The organism is Planococcus citreus (genome assembly GCF_003664125.1).
GTDB lineage: Bacteria > Bacillota > Bacilli > Bacillales_A > Planococcaceae > Planococcus > Planococcus citreus.
Map to the genome: position 1 here is coordinate 39432 of NZ_RCCP01000008.1, position 25813 is coordinate 65244.

General features: G+C 47.6%; 41 protein-coding genes and 1 rRNA gene. All 42 read left to right on the forward strand.

Annotated features, from left to right (window positions below; translation table 11 throughout):
- The first annotated feature begins 2 nt into the window (after window positions 1–2).
- Complete coding sequence (leuC, locus tag DFR62_RS16180) at window positions 3–1421, forward strand: 3-isopropylmalate dehydratase large subunit (protein ID WP_121301292.1); 1419 nt, start codon at window positions 3–5, stop codon at window positions 1419–1421.
- Window positions 1422–1439: 18 nt separating this feature from the next.
- Complete coding sequence (gene leuD / locus DFR62_RS16185; RefSeq protein WP_121301293.1) at window positions 1440–2033, forward strand: 3-isopropylmalate dehydratase small subunit; 594 nt, start codon at window positions 1440–1442, stop codon at window positions 2031–2033.
- Window positions 2034–2175: 142 nt separating this feature from the next.
- On the forward strand, window positions 2176–3504 hold the full coding sequence (locus DFR62_RS16190; protein ID WP_121301294.1) for a Na+/H+ antiporter family protein: 1329 nt from the start codon (window positions 2176–2178) through the stop codon (window positions 3502–3504).
- A gap of 256 nt (window positions 3505–3760) precedes the next feature.
- Window positions 3761–4069: a 30S ribosomal protein S10 gene (rpsJ, locus tag DFR62_RS16195; RefSeq protein WP_068459695.1), complete on the forward strand. Its 309-nt coding sequence runs from the start codon at window positions 3761–3763 to the stop codon at window positions 4067–4069.
- 49 nt (window positions 4070–4118) lie between these two features.
- A complete protein-coding gene (rplC, locus tag DFR62_RS16200) occupies window positions 4119–4748 on the forward strand; it encodes a 50S ribosomal protein L3 (protein ID WP_058382164.1) in 630 nt (209 codons plus the stop codon).
- 28 nt (window positions 4749–4776) lie between these two features.
- Window positions 4777–5400: a 50S ribosomal protein L4 gene (gene rplD, locus DFR62_RS16205; protein ID WP_068459697.1), complete on the forward strand. Its 624-nt coding sequence runs from the start codon at window positions 4777–4779 to the stop codon at window positions 5398–5400.
- Window positions 5400–5684 carry a 50S ribosomal protein L23 gene (rplW, locus tag DFR62_RS16210; protein ID WP_058382162.1) on the forward strand — a complete coding sequence of 95 codons (285 nt, stop codon included), beginning with the start codon at window positions 5400–5402 and terminating at the stop codon, window positions 5682–5684. Before rplD ends, rplW begins: the two co-directional genes overlap by 1 nt.
- Window positions 5685–5731: 47 nt before the next feature.
- Complete coding sequence (gene rplB, locus DFR62_RS16215; RefSeq protein WP_058382161.1) at window positions 5732–6562, forward strand: 50S ribosomal protein L2; 831 nt, start codon at window positions 5732–5734, stop codon at window positions 6560–6562.
- A 60-nt stretch (window positions 6563–6622) separates the two neighbouring features.
- Entirely contained in the window at window positions 6623–6901 is a 279-nt protein-coding gene (gene rpsS, locus DFR62_RS16220; RefSeq protein WP_058382160.1) for a 30S ribosomal protein S19, read from the forward strand.
- A gap of 19 nt (window positions 6902–6920) precedes the next feature.
- A complete protein-coding gene (gene rplV / locus DFR62_RS16225) occupies window positions 6921–7262 on the forward strand; it encodes a 50S ribosomal protein L22 (RefSeq protein ID WP_058382159.1) in 342 nt (113 codons plus the stop codon).
- Window positions 7263–7265: 3 nt separating this feature from the next.
- Entirely contained in the window at window positions 7266–7922 is a 657-nt protein-coding gene (rpsC, locus tag DFR62_RS16230; protein ID WP_068871364.1) for a 30S ribosomal protein S3, read from the forward strand.
- A gap of 1 nt (window position 7923) precedes the next feature.
- On the forward strand, window positions 7924–8358 hold the full coding sequence (gene rplP, locus DFR62_RS16235; RefSeq protein WP_058382157.1) for a 50S ribosomal protein L16: 435 nt from the start codon (window positions 7924–7926) through the stop codon (window positions 8356–8358).
- The gene (gene rpmC, locus DFR62_RS16240; RefSeq protein ID WP_058382156.1) at window positions 8348–8548 is read left to right on the forward strand and encodes a 50S ribosomal protein L29; all 201 of its coding nucleotides are present in this window, start codon (window positions 8348–8350) and stop codon (window positions 8546–8548) included. Before rplP ends, rpmC begins: the two co-directional genes overlap by 11 nt.
- Before the next feature lie 23 nt (window positions 8549–8571).
- Window positions 8572–8835 carry a 30S ribosomal protein S17 gene (gene rpsQ / locus DFR62_RS16245; RefSeq protein WP_121301295.1) on the forward strand — a complete coding sequence of 88 codons (264 nt, stop codon included), beginning with the start codon at window positions 8572–8574 and terminating at the stop codon, window positions 8833–8835.
- Window positions 8836–8882: 47 nt separating this feature from the next.
- Complete coding sequence (gene rplN, locus DFR62_RS16250; RefSeq protein WP_033542790.1) at window positions 8883–9251, forward strand: 50S ribosomal protein L14; 369 nt, start codon at window positions 8883–8885, stop codon at window positions 9249–9251.
- A gap of 36 nt (window positions 9252–9287) precedes the next feature.
- Window positions 9288–9599 carry a 50S ribosomal protein L24 gene (gene rplX / locus DFR62_RS16255; RefSeq protein WP_058382154.1) on the forward strand — a complete coding sequence of 104 codons (312 nt, stop codon included), beginning with the start codon at window positions 9288–9290 and terminating at the stop codon, window positions 9597–9599.
- Window positions 9600–9626: 27 nt separating this feature from the next.
- Entirely contained in the window at window positions 9627–10166 is a 540-nt protein-coding gene (rplE, locus tag DFR62_RS16260; protein WP_058382153.1) for a 50S ribosomal protein L5, read from the forward strand.
- Between the two features lie 19 nt (window positions 10167–10185).
- Window positions 10186–10371: a type Z 30S ribosomal protein S14 gene (locus tag DFR62_RS16265; RefSeq protein ID WP_068489164.1), complete on the forward strand. Its 186-nt coding sequence runs from the start codon at window positions 10186–10188 to the stop codon at window positions 10369–10371.
- A gap of 29 nt (window positions 10372–10400) precedes the next feature.
- Window positions 10401–10799, forward strand: a complete 399-nt coding sequence (rpsH, locus tag DFR62_RS16270; protein WP_058382152.1) for a 30S ribosomal protein S8 — start codon at window positions 10401–10403, stop codon at window positions 10797–10799.
- Between the two features lie 30 nt (window positions 10800–10829).
- The gene (gene rplF / locus DFR62_RS16275) at window positions 10830–11369 is read left to right on the forward strand and encodes a 50S ribosomal protein L6 (RefSeq protein WP_121301296.1); all 540 of its coding nucleotides are present in this window, start codon (window positions 10830–10832) and stop codon (window positions 11367–11369) included.
- A 33-nt stretch (window positions 11370–11402) separates the two neighbouring features.
- Window positions 11403–11765, forward strand: coding sequence for a 50S ribosomal protein L18 (gene rplR / locus DFR62_RS16280; RefSeq protein WP_058382150.1), 363 nt, complete (start codon window positions 11403–11405; stop codon window positions 11763–11765).
- 20 nt (window positions 11766–11785) lie between these two features.
- Window positions 11786–12286, forward strand: coding sequence for a 30S ribosomal protein S5 (rpsE, locus tag DFR62_RS16285; protein WP_058382149.1), 501 nt, complete (start codon window positions 11786–11788; stop codon window positions 12284–12286).
- Between the two features lie 14 nt (window positions 12287–12300).
- A complete protein-coding gene (rpmD, locus tag DFR62_RS16290) occupies window positions 12301–12483 on the forward strand; it encodes a 50S ribosomal protein L30 (RefSeq protein ID WP_058382148.1) in 183 nt (60 codons plus the stop codon).
- A gap of 33 nt (window positions 12484–12516) precedes the next feature.
- Complete coding sequence (gene rplO, locus DFR62_RS16295; protein ID WP_058382147.1) at window positions 12517–12957, forward strand: 50S ribosomal protein L15; 441 nt, start codon at window positions 12517–12519, stop codon at window positions 12955–12957.
- Entirely contained in the window at window positions 12957–14252 is a 1296-nt protein-coding gene (gene secY, locus DFR62_RS16300) for a preprotein translocase subunit SecY (RefSeq protein WP_112233917.1), read from the forward strand. Before rplO ends, secY begins: the two co-directional genes overlap by 1 nt.
- Before the next feature lie 57 nt (window positions 14253–14309).
- A complete protein-coding gene (locus tag DFR62_RS16305) occupies window positions 14310–14963 on the forward strand; it encodes an adenylate kinase (RefSeq protein ID WP_121301297.1) in 654 nt (217 codons plus the stop codon).
- Between the two features lie 404 nt (window positions 14964–15367).
- Window positions 15368–15586: a translation initiation factor IF-1 gene (gene infA / locus DFR62_RS16310; protein ID WP_050613653.1), complete on the forward strand. Its 219-nt coding sequence runs from the start codon at window positions 15368–15370 to the stop codon at window positions 15584–15586.
- Window positions 15587–15623: 37 nt separating this feature from the next.
- Window positions 15624–15737, forward strand: coding sequence for a 50S ribosomal protein L36 (gene rpmJ / locus DFR62_RS16315; protein ID WP_006828951.1), 114 nt, complete (start codon window positions 15624–15626; stop codon window positions 15735–15737).
- Window positions 15738–15761: 24 nt separating this feature from the next.
- Window positions 15762–16127 carry a 30S ribosomal protein S13 gene (rpsM, locus tag DFR62_RS16320; RefSeq protein WP_058382144.1) on the forward strand — a complete coding sequence of 122 codons (366 nt, stop codon included), beginning with the start codon at window positions 15762–15764 and terminating at the stop codon, window positions 16125–16127.
- A 25-nt stretch (window positions 16128–16152) separates the two neighbouring features.
- Window positions 16153–16542: a 30S ribosomal protein S11 gene (gene rpsK / locus DFR62_RS16325; RefSeq protein WP_058382143.1), complete on the forward strand. Its 390-nt coding sequence runs from the start codon at window positions 16153–16155 to the stop codon at window positions 16540–16542.
- A gap of 127 nt (window positions 16543–16669) precedes the next feature.
- Window positions 16670–17614 carry a DNA-directed RNA polymerase subunit alpha gene (locus DFR62_RS16330; protein ID WP_058382142.1) on the forward strand — a complete coding sequence of 315 codons (945 nt, stop codon included), beginning with the start codon at window positions 16670–16672 and terminating at the stop codon, window positions 17612–17614.
- 45 nt (window positions 17615–17659) lie between these two features.
- Complete coding sequence (gene rplQ / locus DFR62_RS16335; RefSeq protein WP_058382141.1) at window positions 17660–18034, forward strand: 50S ribosomal protein L17; 375 nt, start codon at window positions 17660–17662, stop codon at window positions 18032–18034.
- A gap of 339 nt (window positions 18035–18373) precedes the next feature.
- Window positions 18374–19222, forward strand: coding sequence for an energy-coupling factor ABC transporter ATP-binding protein (locus DFR62_RS16340; protein ID WP_121301298.1), 849 nt, complete (start codon window positions 18374–18376; stop codon window positions 19220–19222).
- Window positions 19198–20070 (forward strand): energy-coupling factor ABC transporter ATP-binding protein, encoded by an 873-nt coding sequence (locus tag DFR62_RS16345; protein WP_121301299.1) that lies wholly within the window; start codon window positions 19198–19200, stop codon window positions 20068–20070. The genes DFR62_RS16340 and DFR62_RS16345 overlap by 25 nt, the downstream gene beginning before the upstream one ends.
- Window positions 20067–20864: an energy-coupling factor transporter transmembrane component T family protein gene (locus DFR62_RS16350; protein ID WP_121301300.1), complete on the forward strand. Its 798-nt coding sequence runs from the start codon at window positions 20067–20069 to the stop codon at window positions 20862–20864. The genes DFR62_RS16345 and DFR62_RS16350 overlap by 4 nt, the downstream gene beginning before the upstream one ends.
- A 61-nt stretch (window positions 20865–20925) precedes the next feature.
- The gene (truA, locus tag DFR62_RS16355) at window positions 20926–21663 is read left to right on the forward strand and encodes a tRNA pseudouridine(38-40) synthase TruA (protein ID WP_121301301.1); all 738 of its coding nucleotides are present in this window, start codon (window positions 20926–20928) and stop codon (window positions 21661–21663) included.
- 216 nt (window positions 21664–21879) lie between these two features.
- Window positions 21880–22317 carry a 50S ribosomal protein L13 gene (rplM, locus tag DFR62_RS16360; protein WP_058382136.1) on the forward strand — a complete coding sequence of 146 codons (438 nt, stop codon included), beginning with the start codon at window positions 21880–21882 and terminating at the stop codon, window positions 22315–22317.
- A gap of 29 nt (window positions 22318–22346) precedes the next feature.
- Window positions 22347–22739 carry a 30S ribosomal protein S9 gene (rpsI, locus tag DFR62_RS16365; RefSeq protein ID WP_058382135.1) on the forward strand — a complete coding sequence of 131 codons (393 nt, stop codon included), beginning with the start codon at window positions 22347–22349 and terminating at the stop codon, window positions 22737–22739.
- Between the two features lie 91 nt (window positions 22740–22830).
- Entirely contained in the window at window positions 22831–23271 is a 441-nt protein-coding gene (locus tag DFR62_RS16370; RefSeq protein ID WP_121301302.1) for a VOC family protein, read from the forward strand.
- Window positions 23272–23372: 101 nt separating this feature from the next.
- Entirely contained in the window at window positions 23373–24446 is a 1074-nt protein-coding gene (locus DFR62_RS16375; RefSeq protein ID WP_121301303.1) for an Mrp/NBP35 family ATP-binding protein, read from the forward strand.
- Window positions 24447–24593: 147 nt separating this feature from the next.
- Complete coding sequence (locus DFR62_RS16380; protein ID WP_121301304.1) at window positions 24594–25274, forward strand: KinB-signaling pathway activation protein; 681 nt, start codon at window positions 24594–24596, stop codon at window positions 25272–25274.
- A 452-nt stretch (window positions 25275–25726) separates the two neighbouring features.
- A 16S ribosomal RNA gene (locus DFR62_RS16385) occupies window positions 25727–25813 on the forward strand; the annotation flags it as partial.

The window sequence follows — 25813 nt, forward strand, 5'->3', positions numbered from 1 at the left end:
CTATGGCAAAAACGATTATTGAAAAAATCTGGGAACAGCATATTGTATTCGAAGAGCCGGGAAAACCCGACCTGTTGTATATCGACCTTCATCTCCTGCATGAAGTTACTTCCCCGCAGGCGTTTGAAGGCTTGCGCCTGAACGGCCGAAAAGTGCGGCGTCCGGATCTGTGCTTTGCGACGATGGACCATAACGTGCCGACGCGCAATCGCTCAGTGATCAAAGACCCGATTTCCCGTAAGCAAATCAAGACGCTTCAGGAAAACTGTGATGAGTTCGGGGTGCCGCTTGCTGGGATCAATCACCCCGACCAAGGCATCGTCCACGTCATCGGGCCGGAACTCGGCCTTACACAACCCGGCAAGACGATTGTCTGCGGCGATAGCCATACGTCCACGCACGGAGCGTTCGGCGCGTTGGCATTCGGCATCGGCACAAGTGAAGTAGAGCATGTGTTGTCGACGCAGACGCTGTGGCAGTCCAAGCCGAAAACGATGGAAATCCGCATCGACGGTGAGCTTGGCTTCGGTGTTTCCGCAAAAGACGTCATTCTTGCGATCATCTCGAAGTACGGCGTCGATATGGGGACAGGGCATATCATTGAATACACCGGGGAAGCGATCCGCAATTTATCGATGGAAGAACGCATGACGATCTGCAATATGTCCATCGAAGCGGGTGCACGCGCCGGCCTTGTCAGCCCAGACGAAACAACAGTCGAGTATTTGCGCGGCAGAAGAAACGTCCCAGAAGGTGATGCGTTCGAACAAGAAGCCGAACGTTGGCTGGCGCTTGCGACAGATGAAGGCGCGAGCTACGACGTGTCGCACACGATCCATGCGGACGACATTTCCCCATTCGTTACATGGGGCACCAACCCGTCAATGGGTTCAGGTATTGCCGAACACGTGCCGACAGCGGCAGATTACGACAAGCAAGAAGACCGGGATGCTTTGCGCCAAGCGCTTGCTTATATGCAATTGGAAGAAGGCGCCCCGTTGTCATCCATCGCGATCCAGCATGTCTTTATCGGCTCATGCACGAATGCCCGCCTCAGCGATTTGCGGGCAGCGAGTGAAATTGTCAAAGGCAGAACGGTGCATCCGTCGGTGACGGCGATTGTCGTACCGGGCTCTGAAACCGTCAAGCGTGCAGCTGAAGCGGAAGGGCTTGACCGAGTGTTCTTGCAGGCAGGCTTTGAATGGCGCGAGACAGGCTGCAGCATGTGCCTGGCAATGAATGAGGATGCTGTACCGGCAGGCGAGCGCTGCGCCTCCACTTCGAACCGCAATTTTGAAGGGCGCCAAGGCGCAGGCTCCATGACGCATTTGGTGTCACCTGTGATGGCGGCAGCTGCAGCCATCGAAGGGCATTTGACGGACGTCCGCAATTATATGAAAGAACCTGTGCCCTCAGCATAACGGAAGGAGGAACTGAATTTGAAACCCATCAATGAAATCTCGAGCGTCTTAACGCCGCTCGACCGCAAAAACGTCGATACCGACCAAATCATTTCAAAGGAATTCCTCAAGCGCATCGAGCGCACAGGGTTCGGGAAGTATTTGTTCTATCATTGGCGCTTTCATTCAGACGGCACGCCTAATCAAGATTTTGTCTTGAACGACCCCCGCTTCCAAAGCTCCGAGATCCTTGTGGCGCAGGAAAACTTCGGCTGCGGCTCGTCTCGTGAACACGCGCCATGGGCCATCCTGGACTACGGTTTCCGTGTCGTCATCTCGCCGAGTTATGCGGATATCTTCTATAATAACTGTGTGAAGAACGGCATCTTGCCGATCCGCCTCGAAGAAGCGGAAGTGGCTGCCTTGCTGGAAAAAGGCAAACAGGCGCCGTACCGTCTTGATGTCGACTTGAAACACCAAACGGTGACAGCAGAAGACGGCGCCAGCTATTCATTCGACATCGATCCGTACTGGAAAGAAATGCTGTTGAACGGCTGGGATGAGATCGCCTTGACGATTCAATACGATTCCTATATCCAGGCATATGAAGAAAAAACACAACAAGCCCAATAAAGCACTGCCGCTCTTTGCCTTTGGGCAGGGAGCGTTTTTTTGTGCCATTCAGGAGCGGTTTTGCTGTGTTGACATCATTGTACAGATTTGTTACTTTAGTAAAGTACTTTAACGCTTTAGCAAACTAAAGGAGAAATGAACAATGAATGCAGTTATTATCGCCGTTTTAGTGATGCTCATATTGAGCTTGCTTCGTGTCAACGTCGTCTTTGCCTTATTGATCGGCGCACTCGCCGGAGGGCTTAGCGGAGGGCTTAGCTTCACTGAAACTTTGACTTCCTATACAGATGGTCTCGGTGCAGGGGCGACCATTGCACTGAGCTACGCCATGCTCGGCGGATTCGCTGTTGCGATTTCGCGTACCGGCATACCGGAATTGCTCGTTGCCGGTGTATTGAAACTGGTCAATAAAGAAGGGGAGGCGACGCGCGAGAACTTAGCGAAGGCGCTTATCATCTTTGCGCTGTTCGCGATGGCGATCTTCTCGCAAAACCTGATCCCTATCCACATTGCCTTTATCCCGCTCTTGGTGCCGCCGATTCTGCACATCCTGAATGAATTGCGCATCGACCGCCGCCTTATCGCCTCGGTGCTGACATTCGGCCTGACGGCGCCATATATTTTATTGCCGTATGGCTTCGGGTTGATCTTTCATGAGATTCTCGCCACGCAGATGGAACTCGCGGGCATGCCGATCGATATGGCAGACATCCCAAAAGCGATGGCATTGCCAGTCGCTGGCCTATTCCTCGGCTTAGTCGTTGCGGTTTTCATCTCTTACCGCAAGCCGCGTGATTATCGGACTGTGGAAGCAGCTACTACTATAGAAGAAACTCCAAAACGGACTGCTTCCGTTAAAGACATCATCGTGACGGTGATCGCCTTGATCGCAGCGCTCTTCGCACAGATCCAAAGCGACTCGATGATCATCGGTGCACTTGCCGGGATTCTCATCCTTTACGTCTTCGGTGCAATGAAATGGAAAGAAGCGGATGATGTATTGACGGCAGGCATGCGCATGATGGCCTTCATCGGTTTTGTCATGATCTCAGCAAATGGATTCGCTTCGGTCATCCAAGCGACTGGTGCCATCGATTCGCTCGTTGAAAATGCAGCAGCTATCTTCGGCGACAATAAAGGCCTAGCAGCACTCGCGATGTTGATCGTCGGGCTGTTCGTCACGATGGGCATCGGATCGTCGTTCTCGACGATCCCGATCATCGCAGCGATATTTGTTCCGCTCAGTGTCGAGTTCGGATTCTCGACCTTGGCGATCATCGCTTTGATCGGGACAGCGGGCGCACTCGGCGATGCCGGGTCGCCAGCTTCCGACTCGACGCTTGGGCCGACAGCTGGCTTGAACGTCGACGGCCAGCACAATCACATCTGGGATACGGTCGTCCCGACGTTCATCCATTACAATATCCCGCTCGTGTTATTTGGCTGGATTGCAGTCATGTTCCTGGGATGAGTCCGAAAGATTTCGACTATTACCGTATCGGTTGAAACTGAAAAGAATCCTGCTATACTAGTAAAAGCGAATGAAAAAGAATTTCGTGCAAAGTCTTGCGGAATTCTTTTTTATTTTGTATAATGGTGAATGTTGGTCTTTGACTGCGAAGAAGCGAGAGGTTACCGACACACCCGGCCGCTTTGCCATGGCGAGTGTGAGGAAAATTTTCGTGGAGAAGTCTATCCCAAAAATAGGCGAAAAGGGAGGGAAAATAATGGCAAAACAAAAAATTCGTATCCGTTTGAAAGCATATGATCACAGAATCTTGGATCAGTCTGCTGAAAAGATTGTTGAAACTGCTAAACGTTCAGGTGCTAGCGTATCGGGTCCGATACCGTTGCCGACTGAGAAGTCTGTTTACACAATCTTGCGAGCTGTCCACAAATATAAAGATGCTCGCGAACAATTCGAAATGCGCACACACAAACGTCTGATCGATATCGTTAATCCGACACCACAGACTGTTGACGCGCTAATGAAACTGGATCTACCATCCGGCGTTGATATTGAAATCAAACTATAATTGGTAAACGAAAATAATAAACATAAAATTTTACAGGAGGTGTGACGACATGACCAAAGGAATCTTAGGTAGAAAAATCGGTATGACGCAAGTTTTTGCTGAGAACGGTGATTTGATCCCTGTAACTGTAATCGAAGCTGCTCCAAACGTAGTGCTTCAGAAAAAAACAGTTGAAGTGGATGGCTACGAATCGGTACAACTTGGTTTTGATGACAAACGCGAGAAGCTTTCGAACAAACCAGAGAAAGGCCACGTAGCGAAAGCAAACACTGCTCCTAAGCGCTTCATTCGCGAACTTCGCAATGTAAACTTAGCTGATTACGAGATTGGTCAGGAAGTCAAAGTAGATGTATTCGCAGAAGGCGATGTAGTAGATGTAACAGGAACTACGAAAGGTAAAGGTTTCCAAGGCGTTATTAAACGCCACGGACAATCACGCGGACCAATGACTCACGGTTCACGTTACCACCGTCGTCCTGGTTCAATGGGGCCTGTTGCTCCGAACCGCGTATTCAAACAGAAGAAATTGCCTGGTCAAATGGGCGGCAACACGGTCACTATCCAAAACCTTCACATCGTGAAAGTGGATGCTGAGCGCAACTTGCTTCTTATTAAAGGGAATGTTCCTGGCGCACGTAAATCATTAATCCGTGTTAAGTCGGCTATCAAAGCTAACTAATCACATTTAAGGGAAGGAGGAAACAAGAATGCCTAAAGTAGCGTTACTAAACCAAACTGGTTCACAAGTTGGCGACATCGAATTGAACGATCTTGTCTTCGGCATTGAACCAAATGAATCTGTACTTTTCGATGCAGTCGTTGCACAACGTGCTTCATTGCGTCAAGGTAACCATAAAGTAAAAAACCGTTCTGAAGTAGCTGGTGGCGGAAGAAAGCCATGGAAGCAAAAAGGAACTGGACGTGCCCGTCAAGGTTCGATCCGTTCACCACAATGGCGCGGAGGCGGAGTCGTATTCGGCCCAACACCACGCAGCTATAGCTACAAACTTCCGAAAAAAGTCCGTCGCTTGGCTCTTCGTTCTGCATTGTCTTCGGCTCTAGCAAACGAAAACCTGATGGTACTTGAAGGATTGGCTTTCGACGCACCGAAAACTAAGGAATTCACGAAACTCGTGACTGACTTGTCTGTCGGCAAGAAAGCATTATTCGTAACAGCTGACCTTGATGAGAACGTGGCACTATCTGCACGCAACATCAAAGGCATGACAGTTGTTCCGGCAAACGGAATCAACGTATTGGACTTGCTTGGCCATGACAAAGTTGTCATGACTAAAGGAGCCGTAGAAAAAATCGAGGAGGTGCTTGGTTAATGGAAGCACGTGACATTCTAAAGCGTCCAGTCATTACCGAGCGTTCTTCTGAGGTAATGGCGGAGAAGAAGTACACTTTTGAAGTGGACGTTCGCGCTAACAAAACTCAAGTTAAACATGCAGTTCAGGAAGTCTTCGGCGTTCAAGTTGAGAAAGTCAACATCATGAACTACAAAGGCAAATTCAAACGCATGGGCAAACACGCAGGCTACACGAACAAACGCCGTAAAGCGATCGTGAAATTGACTGCTGATTCAAAAGACATCGAACTATTCGAAATGTAATTGCATAAGTTCTGAACAAGAACTAATCAAAGAAGGAGGGAAACAACGTGGGGATTAGAAAATATAAACCTACCACTAACGGTCGTCGTAACATGACTAGTTCGGATTTCGCTGAAATCACAACGAACAAGCCTGAAAAGTCGCTTTTGCAACCGACGAAGCGTAAAGGCGGCCGTAATAACCAAGGTAAAATCACTGTACGCCACCACGGGGGCGGACATAAGCGCCAATACCGCGTAATTGATTTTAAACGTAACAAAGATGGCATTCCAGGTCGCGTTGCTACGATCGAATACGATCCGAACCGTTCTGCGAACATCGCACTTATCCATTACGCTGACGGAGAAAAACGTTACATCCTTGCACCTAAAGGTGTTCAGGTTGATACGCAAATCATGTCAGGACCAGAAGCAGACATCAAAGCAGGTAATGCTTTGCCGTTGCTTAACATCCCAATGGGTTCTACAATCCACAACATCGAGTTGAAACCAGGCGGAGGCGGCCAATTGGTACGTTCTGCAGGAGCTTCAGCACAGGTGCTTGGTAAAGAAGGAAAATATGTAACAGTTCGCTTGCAATCAGGTGAAGTTCGCATGATCCTTGCTACTTGCCGCGCAACTATCGGCGCTGTCGGAAACGAGCAGCACGAATTGATCAACATCGGTAAAGCAGGACGTAACCGCTGGAAGGGCAATCGCCCAACTGTCCGCGGATCTGTTATGAACCCGAACGATCACCCACACGGTGGTGGTGAAGGACGTTCGCCAATCGGACGTAAATCTCCAATGTCTCCATGGGGCAAACCAACTCTTGGATACAAAACACGTAAGAAAACGAACAAATCCGATAAATTCATCGTACGTCGCCGCAAAAAATAATTTGATTTCGCTGCGGTTCACCGAAAGAACCGTGGTGCAATCACGAAGGGAGGATCCCAAATGGGTCGCAGCTTGAAAAAAGGACCTTTTGTAGACGATCATCTTATGAAGAAAGTCGAAGCGCAAAAGGAATCTGAGAAAAAACAAGTGATCAAAACTTGGTCTCGCCGTTCTACAATTTTCCCGACATTCATCGGGCTAACAATTGCAGTATACGATGGCCACAAACACATCCCTGTATACGTGACTGAAGATATGGTAGGCCATAAACTTGGTGAATTTGCCCCAACGCGCAAATACGCAAGCCATGGTGCAGACGATAAGAAAACAAGACGTTAATTGAGAGGAGGATTTCCCCATGCAAGCAAAAGCTGTTGCTAGAACAGTACGTATTGCTCCTCGTAAAGTCCGTTTAGTAGTAGATTTAATCCGAGGCAAGCAAATCGGTGAAGCGGTCGCAATTTTGAACCACACTCCTAAAGCAGCATCCATTGTTGTTGAGAAGTTGTTGAAATCTGCAGCTGCTAACGCTGAACACAATTACGAAATGAACATCGAGAACCTTGTCATCAGCGAAGTATTCGTTGACGAAGGGCCGACTTTGAAGCGTTTCCGTCCACGTGCAATGGGACGCGCAAGCGCGATCAACAAACGCACAAGCCACATCACACTAGTGGTATCTGAGAAGAAGGAGGGATAATTCGTGGGACAAAAAATTCATCCAATTGGAATGCGAATCGGAATCATCCGTGATTGGGAGTCGAAATGGTACGCTGAAAAAGACTACGCGACACTCCTTCACGAAGATTTGAAAATCCGTGAATACATCGAAACACGTTTGAAAGAAGCTTCAGTTTCGAAAATCGAAATCGAGCGCGCTGCAAACCGTGTGAACGTTACAATCCACACTGCTAAGCCAGGTATGGTAATCGGTAAAGGTGGCTCTGAAGTAGAAGTACTTCGTACGCAACTGAACGCGATGACTGGCAAGCGTGTCCACATCAACATCGTAGAAATCAAAAGAGCTGACCTTGATGCGAAATTGGTCGCTGAAGGAATCGCACGCCAGCTAGAAAACCGTGCATCTTTCCGCCGTGCTCAAAAACAAACGATCCAACGTACTATGCGTGCAGGCGCTAAAGGGATCAAAACTCAAGTATCTGGACGTCTAGGCGGAGCTGACATTGCCCGTGCTGAGTCCTATAGCGAAGGAACTGTTCCGCTCCATACATTGCGCGCAGACATCGACTATGCGCACGCTGAAGCAGACACTACTTATGGTAAGCTTGGCGTAAAAGTATGGATCTACCGCGGTGAAGTCCTTCCAACCAAGAAGAATTCTGAGGAAGGAGGCAAATAATATGTTATTGCCAAAACGCGTAAAATATCGTCGTGAACACCGTGGCAAGATGCGCGGAGAAGCGAAAGGCGGCAAAGAAGTCGCATTCGGCGAATATGGCCTGCAGGCTCTTGAGTCTTCATGGATCACTAACCGCCAAATCGAATCTGCCCGTATCGCTATGACACGTTACATGAAACGTGGCGGTAAAGTCTGGATCAAGATTTTCCCTCACAAGCCATACACGAAAAAGCCTCTTGAAGTACGGATGGGTTCCGGTAAAGGTTCACCTGAAGGCTGGGTAGCGGTAGTAAAAACTGGTAAAATTATGTTCGAAATCGCTGGAGTATCTGAAGAAGTTGCACGCGAAGCATTGCGTCTTGCCTCTCACAAATTGCCAGTGAAAACGAAATTCGTAAAACGCGAAGAAATTGGTGGTGAATCGAATGAAAGCTAATGAAATCCGTGACCTAACCACTGCTGAAATCGAACAAAAAGTGAAATCACTGAAAGAAGAGCTTTTCAACCTTCGCTTCCAATTGGCTACTGGTCAATTAGAAAATACGGCTCGCATCCGCGAAGTACGTAAAGCGATTGCCCGTATGAAAACTGTGATTCATGAAAGAGAACTCAGTGGCAACAACTGATAATTCGAGAGGAGGTTGCAAGTATGTCTGAGCGTAACCAACGCAAAGTATACACAGGCCGCGTCGTGTCTGACAAAATGGACAAAACCGTTACAGTAATGGTTGAAACTCAAAAAAAGCACGCGCTTTATGGCAAACGTGTAAAATACTCTAAGAAATTCAAGACTCATGATGAGAACAACGAAGCGAAAATGGGCGACATCGTTCGCATCATGGAAACTCGTCCGCTATCAGCTACAAAACGTTTCCGTTTAGTGGAAATCGTCGAAAAAGCTGTCATCATCTAATTTAAATAAGTTCGGAATCCTAAAAGTTCCGGAGGGAGGTTACCTAAGTGATCCAACAGGAAAGTCGTTTAAAAGTTGCAGACAACTCGGGTGCTCGTGAAGTACTTACGATTAAAGTGCTTGGTGGTTCTGGTCGCAAGACAGCAAACATCGGTGACGTAATCGTTTGTACCGTGAAAAAAGCAACACCAGGTGGCGTTGTTAAGAAAGGTGAAGTCGTTAAGGCTGTCATCGTTCGCACGAAAAGCGGAGCTCGCCGTAAAGACGGTACTTACATCAAATTTGATGAAAATGCATGTGTGATTATCCGCGACGATAAAGGTCCACGCGGAACACGTATCTTCGGACCAGTTGCACGTGAACTTCGTGACAACAACTTCATGAAGATCGTTTCACTTGCTCCTGAAGTTCTATAAAACATCCAACGTGCGATACCAAGGAGGTGCGACAGAATGCATGTAAAAAAAGGCGATACAGTTAAGGTCATCTCTGGTAAAGACAAAGGCAAAACAGGAGTTGTTTTGACTGCTCTACCTAAGAAAGACCGTGTGCTCGTTGAAGGTGTTAACATCGTCAAAAAGCATACAAAACCGAACCAGGCAAGCCCGCAAGGCGGAATTGTCAGCCAAGAAGCTGCGATCCACGTTTCTAACGTGATGGTAGTTGACCCTAAATCCGGCGAGCCGACTCGCGTAGGATACAAAATGGAAGACGGCAAAAAAGTTCGTGTTGCAAAAAAATCCGGTGAAAAATTAGATAAATAAAATTCCTGAATGAGGGGAGGTACAAACATGAACCGCCTACAAGAAAAATATGTGAACGAAATCACTCCTGCTCTAGTGAGCAAGTTTGAATATTCCTCAGTAATGCAGGCACCAAAAGTTGACAAGATCGTTATCAACATGGGTGTCGGTGAAGCTGTACAAAACACAAAATCACTTGATTCTGCTGTTGAAGAATTGCAGACGATCACTGGTCAAAAGCCAGTCATCACAAAAGCTAAGAAATCTATCGCTGGCTTCCGTCTTCGTGAAGGTATGCCAATCGGATGTAAAGTTACACTACGCGGTGAGCGTATGTATGACTTCCTGGATAAATTGATTGCTATCTCACTACCACGTGTTCGTGACTTCCGTGGCGTATCGAAAAAATCTTTCGACGGACGCGGCAACTACACACTTGGTGTGAAAGAACAATTGATCTTCCCTGAAATCGATTATGATAAAGTTTCTAAAGTACGCGGTATGGATATCGTAATTGTGACAACTGCGAACTCTGATGAAGAAGCTCGTGAGTTATTGACACAATTCGGTATGCCGTTCCAAAAGTAAAGATGAGGGAGGCGTAAACGTGGCTAAAAAATCGATGATTGCTAAACAAAAACGCACGCCAAAGTATAAAGTACAAGAGTACACTCGCTGTGAACGATGCGGACGTCCGCATTCAGTACTGCGCAAATTCAAACTTTGCCGTATTTGTTTCCGTGAACTTGCATATGTGGGACAAATTCCTGGCGTCAAAAAAGCCAGCTGGTAATCCCCTAAATTGGGAAGGAGGTAAATGTAATGACAATGACAGATCCGATTGCAGATATGCTGACACGCATTCGTAATGCAAACATGGTTCGTCACGAGAAATTGGAGCTTCCGGCTTCCAACGTGAAAAAAGACATCGCTGAAATCCTGAAGCGTGAAGGTTTCGTACGTGACGTAGAATATGTTGAAGATGATAAACAAGGCATGATCCGCATTTTCCTTAAATACGGTGCCAACAACGAACGCGTCATCACTGGCTTGAAACGCATTTCAAAACCAGGACTACGTGTATACGCTAAAACTGACGAGGTGCCTCGTGTACTAAACGGTCTTGGAATCGCTCTAGTATCGACATCACAAGGTTTGGTAACTGATAAAGAAGCCCGCGCGAAAAAAGTCGGCGGCGAAATCATAGCTTACGTTTGGTAAGAAGCAACAAACGAATGGAGGTGCAACAGAATGTCACGTGTAGGTAAAAAACCAATCGAGGTTCCTGCTAACGTTACCGTTACTGTCGAAAACGACAATAACGTAACTGTAAAAGGGCCTAAAGGCGAGCTTACTCGCTCGTTTAACTCAGATATCACAATCACGCAGGAAGATAATGTTTTGACATTGTCACGCCCATCAGATTCCAAAGACCACCGCACAATCCACGGCACAACCCGTGCATTGCTCGCGAACATGGTTACTGGAGTATCTGAAGGCTTCTCCCGCTCACTTGAACTAGTCGGTGTAGGTTACCGTGCCCAGCTACAAGGCAAGAAATTGGTCTTGAACGTTGGATACTCTCATCCGGTGGAATTCACTCCGGAAGAAGGAATCGAAATCGAAGTACAAGGCAACACGAAAGTCGTCGTTAAAGGGATCAACAAAGAGATGGTCGGAGCACTTGCTTCAAACATCCGTGCTACTCGCCCGCCAGAGCCGTATAAAGGCAAAGGGATCCGTTACGAAGACGAAAAAGTTCGCCGCAAAGAAGGTAAAACAGGTAAATAATGCTGCTTAGGCAGGCTGAAAGGAGTGACCTCAGTGATTACGAAACTCGATAAAAATGCATCCCGTAAAAAACGTCACGCTCGCGTACGTTCTAAAATCACGGGAACAGCTGAACGTCCACGCTTGAACGTTTTCCGTTCAAACAAATACATCTACGCTCAATTGATCGACGATGTAAACGGCGTAACGCTTGCTAGCGCATCATCTGCAGATAAAGATTTTTCTCTTGAAACAAAAGGCAACGTCGAAGCGGCTGCTCAAGTCGGCGAAACGATTGCAAAACGCGCAGTAGAAAACGGCTTGAAATCAGTTGTTTTTGACCGCGGTGGTTATCTATATCACGGCCGTGTGAAAGCTTTGGCTGAATCTGCCCGTGAAAACGGCTTAGAATTCTAAAAGAAGGAGGGACCCATATAATGCGTCGTATTGATCCAAACAAACTTGAACTTGAAGAACGCGTAGTTACGATTAACCGCGTAGCGAAAGTTGTAAAAGGTGGACGTCGTTTCCGTTTCTCCGCATTGGTTGTTGTAGGCGACAAAAATGGTAAAGTCGGTTTTGGTACTGGGAAAGCACAAGAAGTTCCAGAAGCAATCCGTAAAGCTATTGAAGATGCGAAGAAGAACTTAATCGAAGTACCTATGGTTAAAGGTACTACTCCACATCTAGTAACTGGGCGCTTCGGTGCCGGCTCGATTCTTATCAAACCTGCTTCACCAGGTACTGGTGTTATTGCTGGTGGTCCTGTTCGTGCGGTACTAGAGCTTGCAGGAGTACAAGACATCTTGTCTAAATCTCTTGGTTCTAACACACCGATCAACATGGTCCGTGCTACTATCAACGGTTTGACTCAACTGAAGAGCGCTGATGAAGTTGCAAAACTTCGCGGCAAAACTACAGAAGAGTTATTCCAATAAGGGAGGGAAATTAGATGGCTACTAAACTAGAAATTACCCTCACTAAGTCAGTGATCGGTTCAAAACCGACACAACGTAAAACAGTCCAGTCACTAGGCCTGCGCAAGATGCATCAAACAGTTGAGCACCAAGACAACGCGGCAGTTCGCGGAATGCTTGATAAAGTCGCTCACTTAGTTACTATTAAAGAAGTTTAATCCCTGATTTCTATAGAAGGAGGTGCCAACCACATGAAACTTCACGAATTAAAACCAGCAGAAGGTTCACGCAGCTCACGCAAGCGTATCGGACGCGGAATCGGTTCAGGTACTGGTAAAACAGCCGGTAAAGGTCACAAAGGTCAAAAAGCCCGTTCAGGCGGCGGTGTCCGTCCAGGATTCGAGGGTGGTCAAAACCCATTGTTCCGTCGTTTGCCGAAGCGTGGATTCACGAACATCAACCGTAAAGATTACACTGTTGTAAACCTTGACGTGTTGAACCGTTTCGAAGAAGGCACAGAAATTACACCTGCATTGTTGATCGAAACAGGTGTTGTGAGCAAGGAGCGTTCTGGTATCAAGATCCTTGGTAACGGAAGCTTGGACAAGAAATTGTCTGTACAAGCCCACAAATTCTCTGCATCAGCTAAAGAAGCTATTGAAGCTGCCGGCGGTCAAACCGAGGTGCTTTAATGTTTCAGACAATCTCTAATCTTATGCGCGTATCTGATATTCGAAATAAAATTTTCTTTACTTTAGCAATGCTCATCATCTTCCGTATCGGGACATTCGTTCCGGTGCCGAACGTTGATGCGTCAGTACTCCAAGCTACTGATCAGATGGGTCTGATCGGCTTCTTGAATACTTTCGGTGGAGGCGCCCTTGCCAACTTCTCGATTTTGGCGATGGGAATCATGCCTTATATCACAGCATCGATCATCGTGCAGCTTCTGCAAATGGATGTTGTGCCGAAATTTGCTGAGTGGGCGAAACAAGGCGAAGTCGGAAGACGGAAACTTGCTCAATTCACTCGTTACTTTACAATCGTTCTTGCGTTTATCCAGGCGATCGGCATGTCTTATGGTTTCAATCAAATGTACGGAGGTACATTGATCCAAGACGACTCGATTGCGACGTATGTAGTAATCGCCATCGTACTGACAGCAGGAACAGCATTTCTATTGTGGCTTGGTGAGCAGATCACGGCAAAAGGCGTGGGGAACGGTATTTCGATTATCATCTTCGCAGGGATTGTCGCTGCAGTACCAGGAGCAATCAACCAACTTTATGCGCAGCAGATCCAAGGAGCTGGCGACCAGCTTCCGATCAACATTGCCATTATGGCATTGCTTGCACTCGCAGTTGTTGCAATTACTGTATTGGTCATTTACGTCCAACAAGCGTTGCGTAAAATCCCGATCCAGTATGCCAAACGTGTCGCTGGCCGTGGCCAGAGCTCGAATGGGCAGCAAACGCATTTACCTTTGAAAGTAAACGCGGCCGGAGTTATCCCGGTAATCTTTGCAGTGGCGTTCATCATCACGCCGCAAACTATCGCTTCTTTCTTTGGTGCCAACGCGTTTACGGAGGCAATCCAGAATACGTTTGATTACACGCGTCCTGTCGGCATGATCATTTATGTCGCCTTGATCATTGCATTCACGTATTTCTATGCATTCATTCAGGTTAATCCTGAAAACGTGGCGGACAACTTGAAAAAGCAAGGTGCATATATTCCGGGAATCCGTCCGGGTAAAAATACGCAAGATTATTTAACAAGTGTGCTTTACCGCTTAACGTTTGTGGGAGCGATCTTCCTCTCCGTTATCTCGGTTCTGCCGATTTTCTTCATCAATATCGCAAACCTGCCTCAATCTGCACAGATTGGCGGCACCAGTTTGCTGATTGTCGTTGGGGTAGCCCTGGAGACGATGAAGCAATTGGAATCACAACTTGTGAAACGTCATTACAAAGGCTTTATGAAATAATCAATGGAGAGGAACGTGAAAACGTTCCTTATCCACTTGTCTGAGGGGGCAAAACGTATGAACATTGTGTTGATGGGTCTACCAGGTGCCGGCAAAGGCACGCAAGCAGACGAAATTGTCAAGAAGTACGACATCCCTCATATTTCGACAGGCGACATGTTCCGTGCAGCTATCAAAGGCGGCACGGCACTGGGCCTGGAAGCAAAGTCGTTCATGGATCAAGGTGCCTTGGTGCCTGACGAAGTGACGATCGGTATCGTCCGAGAGCGACTCAGCCAACCGGACTGTGAGAAAGGCTTCCTCTTGGACGGCTTTCCACGCACAGTCCCTCAAGCTGAGGCGCTGGAATCTCTTCTGGCTGATCTTGGCAAACGAATCGAGCATGTCGTAAACATCCAAGTTGAACAAGACGAATTGATTGCACGTTTAACAGGCCGTTGGATTTGCAAAGTTTGTGGAACTGCTTACCATACTGTCTTCAATCCTCCTGCTGTTGCAGGTGTGTGCGATAAAGATGGTGGAGAGCTCTACCAACGCGAAGACGACAAGCCTGAAACCGTCACGAAGCGTTTAGAAGTTAACATGCAACAAACTCAGCCGCTTCTCGACTTCTATGAAGACAAGAACGTGCTGACCAATATAGATGGACAGCAGGACATTGATAAAGTATTTGCTGACATTGATGCTCTTCTAAAGGGCGACCGAGGTTAAGTCCCGGCGCCGGGCGCAGTTAGTTGCCTCCATGTGGCTTTAAGGAGCACCGGAGATATGAATTTTCGAGAGCTGCAAAAGCAAACAAGGCTTGATTATATGAAACCGGTGAGGCTCGTTGCTCCGTGCAATTCCGCACCGGAGGTAGTATAATGGGTTTCGTGGAAGCATCTGTGTAACGGGTTTGGAACTCATCCAAGGCAGTCCGGGCAGTCGAGGATACGTGGGTCAGACTGGCTCAACCGGAACCCCCGAACTCCGCTGTCATAAGTGGGGAGAGGAACCCGGAGAAGGTCTTTCAAATGTCACTCATGAATTCCTGGTGAATGGATAAGAATTATTCAATCAGCAAATACTGTTTGAAGATGAGTACCTGATTTGTATACAGAAGGGAGACTGGGTCGATGGCGAAAGACGATGTAATTGAAATCGAGGGAACAGTCATTGAGACTTTGCCCAACGCGATGTTTAAAGTGGAGCTTGAAAATGGCCATACGATTCTTGCGCACGTATCAGGCAAGATTCGCATGCATTTCATCCGCATTCTGCCAGGAGATAAAGTAACAGTAGAACTTTCTCCTTACGATTTAACACGCGGTCGCATCACATACCGTTTTAAATAATCTTTTGCACTCCGGACTACTAAGGAGGTTGGGTTAGATGAAAGTGAGACCATCTGTTAAGCCGATCTGCGAAAAATGTAAAGTTATTCGCAGAAACGGTAAAGTAATGGTAATCTGTGAAAATCCGAAACACAAACAAAGACAAGGTTAATAAAGAAGGAGGTGCATCGCACACATGGCACGTATTTCTGGTGTTGACATTCCGCGCGACAAACGCGTTGTAATTTCATTGACTTATATCTACGGTGTTGGGAAAACGACTGCTCAGAAAGTTCTTTCTGGTGCTGGTGTTTCTGAAGAGACTCGCGTTCGCGATCTTACAGAAGACGAGTTGAACAATATCCGTGAACAATTGGATCAGTACAAAATCGAAGGTGACCTTCGCCGTGAAGTTTCCATGAACATCAAACGTTTGATGGAAATCGCTAGCTTCCGTGGTATCCGCCACCGTCGCGGTCTTCCGGTTCGTGGTCAAAATACGAAGAACAACGCGCGTACGCGTAAAGGTCCTCGTAAAACTGTAGCTAACAAGAAAAAATAATCAGTAAAGGAGGTTGTTTCTTAACATGGCACGTAAACAACAAACTCGTAAGCGTCGTGTGAAAAAGAATATCGAATCCGGTATTGCTCACATCCGCTCAACATTCAATAACACAATTGTTACGATCACTGATATGCAAGGTAACGCAGTATCATGGTCTTCGGCTGGTGCTCTAGGATTCCGTGGTTCACGTAAATCCACTCCATTCGCTGCCCAAATGGCTGCTGAAACTGCTGCAAAAACTTCCATGGAACATGGTTTGAAAACTTTGGAAGTAACTGTTAAAGGTCCTGGTTCAGGTCGCGAAGCTGCTATCCGTGCGCTTCAAGCTGCTGGATTGGAAGTTACTGCAATTAGAGACGTAACTCCAGTTCCTCACAACGGCTGCCGCCCGCCAAAACGCCGTCGCGTATAATCGTTGGTCTGAATAGGATTTTTGAACATCACGACTTACTCAATGTGTTCTGAATCGTAGCGAAAGTCTGTGACTATCGAATTCTTATGCAACGAAAATACCGACGTTTTGAAGGAGGGTAAACTGAATGCTCGAAATAGAAAAACCAAAAATTGAAACGGTTGAGATCGACAGCAATGCCAAATATGGCAAATTCGTTGTTGAACCCCTTGAGCGTGGATATGGTACCACTTTAGGTAACTCCTTACGTCGAATCCTACTTTCATCTTTACCTGGCGCAGCTGTTACTTCGATCCAAATTGATGGCGTTTTGCATGAATTCTCCACTGTCGAAGGTGTAGAAGAAGATGTAGCCTCTATCATTTTGAATATCAAGAAGCTCGCTTTGAAAATTTACTCTGACGAAGAAAAAGTCATTGAAATTGATGTAAAAGGTGACGGAACGGTTACGGCTGCAGATATCACTCACGATAGTGACGTGGAAATTCTGAATCCGGATCTATATATTGCAACAATCGCTAAAGACGGCCACTTGCGCATGCGCATGTATGCTAACCGCGGCCGTGGGTATGCCCGTGCAGATCAGAACAAACGTGAAGATCTTCCGATCGGCGTCATCCCGATTGACTCTATTTACACGCCAGTTTCACGCGTCAATTTCCAAGTGGAAAATACCCGTGTGGGCCAACTCGCTCATTTCGATAAATTAACCCTCGATGTCTGGACAGATGGAAGCATCGGTCCCAAAGAGGCAATTGCGCTTGGCGCGAAAATTTTCACTGAACATCTGAACATCTTCGTAGGATTGACGGATGAGGCTCAAACAGCTGAAATCATGGTTGAAAAAGAAGAAGACCAAAAAGAGAAAGTGCTTGAGATGACTATCGAAGAGCTTGATCTTTCTGTTCGTTCTTATAACTGCCTGAAACGTGCCGGCATTAACACTGTCCACGAATTGGCCAATAAGTCGGAAGACGACATGATGAAAGTTCGCAACCTCGGACGCAAATCACTTGAAGAAGTGAAAGTGAAGTTGGAAGATCTAGGTCTTGGCCTTCGTAAAGAAGACTGATTGCCCGATTCTTTCTGAACTATTCAACAAAGGAGGGAAACTTCAATGAGAAAACTTCAACGTACAAGTTCTCAACGTAAAGCGCTTTTGCGTGACCTTACGACTGACCTAATCGTTCACGAGCGCATTCAGACAACTGAAGCCCGTGCTAAAGAAGTCCGTTCAACTGTAGAAAAAATGATCACGCTTGGTAAGCGCGGAGACATCCACGCACGCCGTAAAGCTGCAGCATACATTCGCCGTGAACTCGTGACCTCGACTGACGAAGAAGGCAACGAAAACACAATCTTTGCTTTGCAAAAATTGTTTGATGATGTAGCACCACGTTACGCTGACCGTCAAGGCGGCTACACGCGCATCATGAAAATGGGGCCTCGTCGCGGAGATGGCGCACCAATCGTAATTATTGAATTGGTTTAATCAGTTGAAGAGGGTTCATAGCCCTCTTCTTTTAGCATCATGATTTATACGACAATATGAAAAGCTGAGTGTTATGATGAGCGAGCCTTCGGGCGGCGTCTCGTCTAGCTCTACGCACCTCATTCAACCGGCGGCTTAAGCACCCGCAGGAGCCATAGAGACAGAAAAGCGCATACTCTGAATGAGGTGCGCGCTTTTTTTATTTAATGATCAATTAATTTCCAGTGTTGATATTCCATAGAAGGGAATATGAGCAGTGTAAGTTAAGCGTGGCTAAAGAATTCCCGTTTTACAGCACATAAGAGCAGAGTAGAGAAAGTTTAGAGGAGGCTTCAACACATGAAAGGAACCATTTTGTCATTTGAACAAGTGACATTCACATACGCACCGGAAGACAAGTCGGTCAAGCCGGCCGTTTCGGACCTATCGTTCTCGATTGGCGAAGGCGAATGGGTGGCGCTTGTCGGACACAACGGCTCGGGCAAGTCGACAATCGCCAAATTGATGAACGGCTTATTGTTTCCGCAGCAAGGAACAGTCAAAGCGATGGGACTGACAATGTCTGAAGAAAGCTTGTGGGACATCCGCTCGCAGATGGGCATGGTGTTTCAAAATCCAGACAACCAATTCGTCGGGGCAACGGTGCAGGATGACGTAGCGTTTGCGCTCGAAAATAACGGCGTCCCTCATGAAGAAATGGTGGTGCGTGTCCGTGAATCTTTGCAGCAAGTGAAGATGGCGGATTATCTTGACCATGAACCGCATCACTTATCCGGCGGGCAAAAGCAGCGCGTGGCAATTGCCGGGGCACTGGCTTTGCGTCCGCGGCTGCTCATTTTGGATGAAGCCACATCGATGCTCGACCCGCAAGGCCGCCGGGAAGTCATCGAGACGATCCGTGAGCTTCGTGAAGCGACGGGCCTCACTGTGTTGTCGATTACCCATGACCTGGAGGAAGCCGCGCTCGCTGACCGTGTGCTGGTGATGAGTGCCGGGCATAAACAAATGGAAGGCACACCCGATGAAGTATTTTCTTCCGGCGAAGAGCTGACGGAGATGGGGTTGGATCTGCCATTTGCGATGCGGATGGCCGGTTTACTGAAACAAGCCGGCGTGCCGATGACCGGTGAATCTATGACAGAACATGAGCTGGTGGAGGAATTATGGACATATTACTCAAGCAAGTAGGATATAGCTACGCGAAAGATACCCCTTTTGAAAAACGGGCGCTGACGGATGTCACGCTGCACATACCTTCAGGCTCTTACACAGCGATCATCGGGCATACGGGTTCCGGGAAATCGACCGTGCTGCAACATTTGAATGCTTTATTGCAGCCGACAGAAGGCAGTGTGCTGATCGGCGAGCGGAAAATCGAAGCAGGGACAAAAGCAAAAAATTTGCGAGAGGTGCGAAAAAAAGTCGGCATCGTCTTCCAGTTTCCCGAACAGCAGCTATTTGATGAAACGGTCCTGAAAGACATCATGTTCGGCCCGCTGAACTTCGGTGTGCCAGAAGAGGAAGCGCGTAGACGGGCCATCGCCTTGGTCGAACAGCTTGGGCTTCCGGAAGATGTGCTGGAGAAATCACCTTTTGACTTATCGGGCGGGCAGATGCGCCGCGTCGCCATAGCAGGCGTTCTGGCAATGGAGCCGGATGTCTTGGTGCTCGATGAACCAACAGCAGGACTTGACCCGCGCGGACGCCGGGAAATCATGGATTTGTTTTACCGCCTGCATCAAGAGAAAGGCTTAACGACTGTGCTTGTCACACATAGCATGGAAGATGCGGCGCGTTATGCGGATACAGTGGCCATCATGCACAGCGGCAAATGCGTCGCGACAGGCGATGTGCGCGAAGTCTTCGCCAATGAAGAGCAGCTCGGCGATTACCGGCTGGAGCCGCCGCGCACCGTGCGCATGCAGCGGGAGTTTGAAGAGAAAACCGGCTTAACTCTTGATGAGCTAGCGCTGACCGAAGAGGCGTTGGCGCAGTCCATTGCGCAAGCGCTCAAGGAAGGGCGTGAGCTGAAATGATGGAAAAAATGATTTTCGGACGCTTTATCCCGGGGGATTCGGTCGTCCACCGGCTGGACCCAAGAGCCAAAATCCTGTTCGTCTTTTTGTTTATTGCGATCGTTTTTATCGCGAATAATGCTATTACGTATGCGATTTTGCTCGGATTTACATTACTTTCCGTGTTTTTATCGAAAATCCGGCTATATTTCTTAATTAACGGCTTGAAACCTGTCTTCATCTTAATGGCCTTTACGTTTTTCCTGCATTTATTCTTTACCGAAGGCGGGGCATTGCTTTTCAGTGTCGGTTTTGTAGATGTCTATGAAGAAGGATTACGGCAAGGGATATTCATCTCGATCCGCTTCCTTGTCTTGGTGTTCATGACCAGTATCCTGACATTAACGACTTCACCGATTTCGATCACGGATGGCATAGAAGTATTGCTTGGGCCATTCAAGCGCGTTAAACTGCCGGTCCACGAACTGGCGTTGATGATGTCGATTTCACTGCGGTTCATCCCGACCTTGATGGATGAAACCGGAAAGATCCTAAAAGCGCAAATGGCACGCGGCTCGGATATTGGTTCTGGCCCGATCAAAGAACGTATCAAAGCCGTCGTGCCGCTATTGATTCCGTTGTTTGTCAGTGCCTTTAAACGGGCAGAAGATTTAGCGACTGCCATGGAAGTGAGAGGCTACCGCGGAGGCGAAGGCCGTACGCGTTACCGCCAGCTCAACTGGCGCATTATGGACACATTGAGCCTATTGCTGCTCGTTGGATTTGCCGGATTGCTCTGGTATTTCCGGAGTTAACCAAAAGAGATGGCGATTCACTTAATTAGATTACGAAAGCTGCATTAAAAGGAGAGACCTCATGAAACGAATGAAAGCGACAATTGCCTATGACGGCAGCGGATTTGCAGGCTACCAAATCCAGCTGAAAACCCGCACCGTTCAACTGGAGCTGTTGCGCGCGTTGAAAGAATTGCATAAAGGCGAACCGGTCGAAGTGGTGGCAAGCGGACGGACAGACTCCGGGGTGCATGCGACAGGGCAAGTGATCCATTTCGATACGCCGTTTTCCATGCCGACAGATTCCTGGGTGCGTGCGCTCAATGTCCGCCTGCCGCAAGACATCCAGGTCTATAATATCGAACAAGCAGATGCGGATTTCCATGCCCGCTACCACGCCAAAGGCAAAATTTACCGGTATAAATGGAACCGCGGCAAGCTCATCAACCCGTTCAGCCGCAACCATCTCGTCCACGTGCCGCAGCAAATCGATGTGGGACGCATGGAAAAAGCGGCCCAAGCGTTTATCGGCACCCACGATTTTTCCAGTTTTTGTGCGGCGAATACCAATGTCGTCGACAAAGTAAGAACGATTTGGCGGATTGATTTTGAAGAACATGGCGAGGAATTGCACATGGTCATCGAAGGATCCGGTTTTCTTTATAACATGGTGCGCATTATTGCAGGCACTTTGCTGGAAGTCGGATTAAATAGAAGAGAACCGGAAGAATTGGCTGACATCATTGCGGCTTGTGACCGCGACGCTGCCGGCAAAACCGCAGCAGCACACGGTTTATACTTGGAAAAAGTGCATTACTGAAGGCGAAGCAACTTTTCCTGGTGTTTTTCTAAATATCCTTGACTTAAAGCGTAATCCGTTATATGATGATGTATGGTATTTTCATTACCCCCACGATATGCCCCGGAAGGTTATTTGTGTTAAGGGATAAGGAAAACACGGAACAACGGAACCAACATGGAACACTTGGAACTGAATTCTAAAAAAATGAGACGATTCATTAGGAGGACAATATACATGCGTACAACATTCATGGCTAAAGGTCACGAAGTAGAGCGTAAATGGTTGGTTGTCGATGCAGAAGGGCAAACTCTTGGACGTTTGGCTTCTGAAGTCGCTTCAATCTTGCGCGGGAAATACAAACCAACATTCACACCGAACGTCGACACTGGCGATCACGTCATCATCATCAATGCTGACAAAATTCACTTGACTGGTAAAAAACTTACCGACAAAATCTACTACCGCCACACGCAATACACAGGCGGACTTAAGCAGCGCACAGCACTTGAAATGCGCACGAAATACCCTACAAAAATGCTTGAACTAGCGATCAAAGGCATGCTTCCAAAGAACTCTTTGGGCCGCCAAACATTCAAGAAATTGCATGTATACGCTGGACCAGAGCACAACCACCAAGCACAACAGCCTGAAGCTTACACGCTTCGCGGATAATAATCAGTAAATAAGAGGAGGATACACCTTTGGCACAAGTTCAATATATCGGTACAGGTCGCCGTAAAAACTCAACAGCTCGCGTACGTTTGGTACCAGGAGATGGTACGATCACAATCAACAACCGTGACGTATCTGACTACGTTCCATACGAAACGCTTGAGCAAATCATCAAACAACCACTAGTAACTACTGAAACTCTTGGTAGCTACGATGTATTGGTAAACGTAAAAGGCGGCGGGTTCACTGGACAAGCCGGCGCAATCCGTCACGGAATCGCACGCGCTCTACTTACAGTAGACCCAGAATTCCGCGGAGCACTTAAATCTGCTGGATTCCTAACACGTGACCCACGTATGAAAGAACGTAAAAAATACGGTCTTAAAGCGGCACGTCGCGCACCTCAGTTCTCAAAACGTTAATTTTACCTTTCAAAAGCACTTTCCGGTTTTCCGGAAGGTGCTTTTTTGTGTGTTGGCGAACTCTATAGCAAACCGAAAAGGAGTGAATGAAATGAACCGCATCAATCTAATCTGCCTGGGCGTTCAGGATATGGAAAGGTCTGTGAAGTTTTACCGGGATGAACTGGGCTTCCAAACGGATGAAAAGAGTGATAAACCGGACATCATTTTCTTCAATACTTCAGGCACAAAATTGGAGCTATATCCTTTAGAGGAATTGGCAAAAGACATCGACGCAGAACATCCACCGGTGAAAAGCGGATTCTCCGGAATCACCTTGGCCTATAATGCCAAATCCCGGGATGAAGTGGACCGAGTCATGGAATTGGCAAAAAAAGCGGGAGCGGTGATCGTGAAACAACCTGTTGATGTCTTTTGGGGAGGGTATTCGGGTTATTTCCAAGACCCCGATGGCTACCACTGGGAAGTCGCATATGGCCCTGATTTCACATTTGATGCACACGACATGCTCGACTTCGACCGCAATGAATAGAGGCATAGAAGATGCCACGCAGCGAAAAGCCTGAATGGATTTAAAAACGCTTTCACTATGTTATACTGGACTGTAGCAAAAGTGATAAGGAGTGTAGTGGAATGTTAAGTGAAACACAAGTGCGAGAAGCAGTCGGAGCTCTAGAAGATCCGTTTTTACATAGAACCCTGTCGGAAACAAACGGCATCTTGTCGGTAAAAATCAAAGAAGAGAAAAAATACGTCAGTGTGAAATTGGCGATCGCCAAAACGAATACACCGGAACAAATGCAGCTTCAAATGAAAGTCGTGGACGCCATCAAGGGAGTCGGCGCTGACTCTGTCGGCATCCGCTTCGAAGAATTGCCGCCCGAAGCCTTGGCGCAGTTCCGCGGAACCGCGAACGAGTCTGAAGCACAGGATCTACTGTCTCCATTGAACAAAGTCGAATTCATTTCCATCGCCAGCGGTAAAGGCGGCGTCGGCAAATCGACCGTTTCCGTCAACTTGGCGATCGCGCTTGCGCGTGCAGGCAAAAAAGTTGGGCTCGTTGACGCAGATATCTACGGCTTCAGTGTGCCGGACATGATGGGCATCGATAAAGCGCCAGTTGTCCGGGGCGATACAATCATTCCCGTCGAGCGATTCGGCGTCAAAGTGATTTCCATGGGCTTCTTCGTCGAAGATAATATGCCTGTCGTATGGCGTGGCCCAATGCTCGGGAAAGTCTTGGATCAATTCTTCCGCGATGTGGAGTGGGGAGATCTTGACTATCTTCTATTGGACTTGCCACCAGGAACAGGGGACGTCGCACTCGATATCCATCAAATGCTTCCGGCTTCCAAAGAAATCGTTGTCACCACTCCGCACCCGACAGCTGCATTCGTTGCAGCCCGAGCAGGAGCGATGGCTTTGCAAACCAATCACGAAGTATTGGGAGTCGTCGAGAACATGTCGTGGTTTGAAAGCCAAGGATCCGGCAAAAAAGAATACATCTTCGGAAAAGGCGGCGGGGCAAAGCTCGCTGAAGAATTACAATCTCCATTGCTCGGACAGATTCCGCTTGGCCAGCCGGACTGGGATGAAAATGATTTCGCTCCATCTGTCTACGCAGAAGATCACCCAACCGGAAAGATTTATGGAGAGATTGCCCAACAAGTCCTCCAGCAATTCGCGAATAAAGAGAACAAGCAATAAAACATATTATCCGGAAACCGGCTTTCGGTTTCCGGATTTTTATATAGGTGGTAAAAGACTTTCAAGGTTTGTTCACAACTCCTCCTGCAGATAGAAGGGTTTGTTGATACAATCGAAAGGAACTTTAAATTAACGGAGGCAATATACGTGACTATACGAAATTGGGTTAAGTTTGCATTGACTGCATTATTGATAGGCGGAGGGATTACCGGGCTTCTCGGAATTTTCATCCGCTGGAACGATGTCTTCGCCGAAGCTGCACGGAATGGGCAATGGGGAGAATTCATCGCGGGCTTTGTCTGGATGATTGTCGTCGGACTCACCATGAGCTTGATTGCGCAGATGGGCTTCTTCGCCTATTTGACGATTCACCAGTTCGGCCATAATATGTTTCGCTCGCTTAGGCTGTGGAATTGGGTACAGCTCTTGATCATCGCCATCGTCATCTTCGACTTGATTGTGTTCCGTTTCCTGCCGAACGTCGAGACGGGCGGGCAAGGATTCCTTTATGGAACACTGCTATTCATTTTATTGGCGGTATCGCTCACAACAGCGTACTTCAAAGCGAAATGGACAGCGAAGTCAGCATTCATTTCAGCGTTGTTTTTCATGATTGTCGTTACGACACTGGAATGGCTGCCGGCTTTAATGGTAAGAGCGGGTAATGTAGACAGCTGGGTAACCTTGTTGTTGTTCCCATTGCTTGCAGTGAACGCTTATCAACTTCTCGCCTTGCCGAAGTATAACGAGAAGTCTGAAGAGGACCGTTTGAAACTTGAAGCGCGCCGGGCTGCGAGAAAAGCACAGGCTGTTGAAGGGAAGAAATGATTTTTCAGAAAAGTTCCGCTTTCTGCCTCTAGGGCAGGGAGCGGGATTTTTTGTTTTAAATGACTTTTTCGTCTACAGCAAGAAACGCTTTACCTACAGGGTTTAGAGGATGTTTTGAATAGATTTTAAGAAGCTGAAAAGTTCTTTTGAAAAAAGTTTGGTAAATGCGTTGACATATATTTAAACATGCTTTAATATAATAAAAGTCGTCAGGAACGACAGCAAACATGAACCTTGAAAACTGAACAGCAAAACGTCAACGAAAGACGTCACGAGCGCCTTGGCGCGCGAACGGCTTTTGCGATGGTCGCCCTTGGGCGATCGGAGCAAGCAGCCATTCCAAACTTCGGTGTTCGTGACTTACTTACTGATCAGCTTCGGCAGATCAAGCGAATCGCGCGTCTTTCGGGACGGCGATGCGCCAGCAACTATTGAGCAATCAATACTACTCTATAATGGAGAGTTTGATCCTGGCTCAGGACGAACGCTGGCGGCGTGCCTAATACATGCAAGTCGAGCGGAGATAGTGGAGCTTGCTC